Source organism: Thomasclavelia sp., assembly GCF_047249845.1.
Classification (GTDB): domain Bacteria; phylum Bacillota_I; class Bacilli_A; order Erysipelotrichales; family Coprobacillaceae; genus Thomasclavelia.
Map to the genome: position 1 here is coordinate 1 of NZ_JBKTWO010000136.1, position 2,249 is coordinate 2,249.

2 protein-coding genes are annotated in these 2,249 nt (G+C 30.0%); both read right to left on the minus strand.

All coding sequences use genetic code 11. From position 1 onward, the window contains the following. On the minus strand, positions 1-1,773 hold a 1,773-nt coding region (locus ACLR9T_RS14010; RefSeq protein ID WP_413110098.1), incomplete at its 3' end, for a BglG family transcription antiterminator. 144 nt (positions 1,774-1,917) lie between these two features. Further along, the coding region (locus ACLR9T_RS14015) for a transaldolase family protein (protein WP_413110099.1) at positions 1,918-2,249 on the minus strand (332 nt) is incomplete at its 5' end.

Below are 2,249 nucleotides of genomic sequence, written 5' to 3' on the forward strand. Positions count from 1 at the left end.
ACTATGTATTGATGCCTGAATATAATCATCTGTTATATATTCTTTTTCAGCCAATATCTTACCCGAGGCACGAATGGCTTCCTGCCAATCTGGAACATCAATATTCAATTGAATTGTTTGATCCGTTAATAATTCACTAAGCATTTTATATTCCCCCATTGTTCTTTCTAAACTATTTTCATTAGGTTTTATTTTTTGATACAGTTCAGTTAATTCATTAATTAATTTAGAATCGTCTTTATCTTTCATATAGTGATCCATTAAGATAGATAATTCTTTTGTAATTGAATCTTCTTGATTAATAATTTCAAATCCCAATTCAGATAACTTCTTTCTAATGTTATTGTTATCCTCATCTGTAAGTATTGGATGAACTCTCACATGTGGAACTATTGATTCTAATGGAACTGTTGTAATAATGAGATCAATTGGATACTTTCCTAAATAGTACTGTAACTGATGTAAAGCAGTACAAGCTTGAATTTTTAATTTAAAGTATCTATTTAATGATGAAACGACCAGTTCTGAGGTTCCTAATCCTGTTGAACAGACCACTAATATATTAGGAATTTCTTTAGATTTTTGACTTCTTCGATTAATAGCAGCAGCAAAGTGAAGAAGAACATAAGTCATTTCATCATCATTAAATCGAATATAACCTTGATCTTGTGTATCATTAATAAACAGTGATAAAATCTGATACAGATTGGGATAACTTTCAATCAAATCCTCTTTTAAAGGATTCTCAATAACCATATCATTCTTATAACGATAACGACATGCTCTTAAATGTTGAATAAGTCCATCTAACAATCGTTTATCTTGTTTTAAATCAACCTTCAAGATATTTCCCACATGAATAATCATATTAATTGCGTAGTACTCTACAAGTGCATGACTACCAACATCATCTTCATTTAAATAACTTGATTTCCCGCCTAAATGGATAGCGACATAGATAATTTCTGTTTCTGGGAGTTTTAATTCAAACTGTCTATTGATTTCATGGACGATTTCACTAGCCATTTGGTAAGGGAGTGGATCAATATCTGTATAATGAGATGCTTCATGACTTTCTGAAATATGATGACTTTGATAACGTTTAATTGATAAAGCAATATGAATACTTAATCCTTCAAAAGCGATATCAGTTAACCAAATACCATATTTCTTTTCAGCTTTTGTCACAATTGTTTTAATGGTTTCATCATCTATATCTTTAAACCATTCTATAAAAATAAAATCTTTATAATGATCTAATTTTGTAGAAGAACGAATAAGTTCACTTAAATAAGCACGTCTTTGTTTTTCAGTAGCATCAATATAAATGCCTTTTCCTTTTAAAGAAACAAGTGGAATATGTCTTTTATGACACCATTTTTTAATTTCAATAAAATCACTATTGATTGTCCCTCGACTTACAAAATATTTATCAGCAAATTGCTGAATTGTCATCTTATCAGTTGCCCAACATAAGTCATAAAGAATCATAATCATTCTTTCTTCTGAAGAAATCTTAATTTCATAATAATCATTATCCATCTCTTCTAATCTTAAATCTTGAATTTCATCTTGATTAATCATAAGATGTGCAATGTTATTTTTGATCATTAATCCCTGGTGTTGTAACTTTGTTGAAATATAGTCCGCAATAACATCTAAATCATATCGAATTGTTCTTTCACCAACATTAAATTTTTGAGCACTTGTTCCAATATGGATAGAACCATCATTCACAAGTGTATTGAGCATGTGCTTTTGTCGTATGTTCATATTTATCCTTCCTACCTCAATTATTTACTTTTGAGACTTTTTATTCAAGTTCAACATTTTTCAACAATTTTTTTGAAAAAATAGACTTATGTTTCCTATTCTATCACAACTTGGAATGTGGATAATAACATATCACCTATTGTTTTAACCAAAAACTTTTTGATAGTCTTTTATAAACTTTTCTACACCAATATCAGTTAATGGATGTTGTATCATTTGCATAATGATTTGATATGGTACAGTTGCAATATCAGCACCTAATCTTGCACATTCTATAACGTGTATAGGATGACGTATGCTAGCACAGATGACCTCAGTTTCAAATCCATATTGATTAAAAATCTGCATAATATCTGCCACCAAATCAATTCCCGATGCTGAAATATCATCCAATCTTCCTAAGAATGGCGATACATAAGTTGCTCCAGCAATGGCTGCTAATAAAGCCTGTGTGGCACTAAAGACAAGAGCCACAT